Genomic DNA, 799 nt, shown 5'->3' with positions numbered 1-799 from the left:
TCTCGAAAATATCGTCAACGCCGTCCTGTCTTGCTCGTTCATAAGCGGATTTTAGCAACTCGTTCTTCAACACATGGAAGGTATCGAGGTCGTCAGCTTTCGCGCTACCGACAACCAAAGCCAGTAGGTTGTACTCTCCTGACACGCTGAGGCGAAAAGTACCGTGATGAAGCTTGTTATGAATCATCCAAGGGCTTAGAAAGATTAGATACATGATAGCAAACAAAGAGAACTGTCGTAGAGCCAAGCGCCAACTCGGCTTGTTGCTTATAATCCAACACAGAACTGCCAAGACGGAAAAGTAGAGCATGCTGATACGCGAAAAGGCGCCCAGAGAAGCTACCAAAGCGACATTTACAACTCCCCAGACCCACTTCTTATTAAGCGGTTGTATATACAGAAGCCCTAATACAAAAATAGAGGCTATAAGCATAAACAAGGTTTCACTATACAGTATGGTTGAAAATCGGATGCTGTGAGGATGCAACGCGAATAGTAATCCTGCGATGATAGCAGTTCGTTCGCCAAATACCTTGCGCGTGGTTACCATCAATACTATGCAAGTGATCACGCTGAGCAGGACATTCAATATTACTGGTGGTATCAGATTTACCCCGAACAATTTGTAAACGATGCCGAGTAGAATAGGATATCCTGGCGCATAAATGGCAACGGTATTCCTGAACTCTTCCGTGATTCCGTCCTTTTGGAAAATTACGGCAAGATCGTGGTACACTTGAGGGTCGTGAATGAGGTATAAGCGCACGTACTGCTCGCTCCATGGTCGCGCAGCAAGAAC

The 799-nt window shown here is 45.7% G+C and carries 1 protein-coding gene; it reads right to left on the bottom strand.

Going from position 1 to position 799, the window contains the following annotated elements; all coding sequences use genetic code 11:
* Nucleotides 1-766 (bottom strand): ArnT family glycosyltransferase (locus tag NW837_RS14675; RefSeq protein ID WP_414332309.1); only part of this gene is annotated, 766 nt, incomplete at its 3' end.
* Between the last annotated feature and the right edge of the window lie 33 nt (nucleotides 767-799).

The organism is Synechococcus sp. R6-10, assembly GCF_047461815.1.
Classification (GTDB): Bacteria; Cyanobacteriota; Cyanobacteriia; order Thermostichales; family Thermostichaceae; genus Thermostichus.
This window is presented reverse-complemented; position numbering and strand designations above follow the sequence as displayed.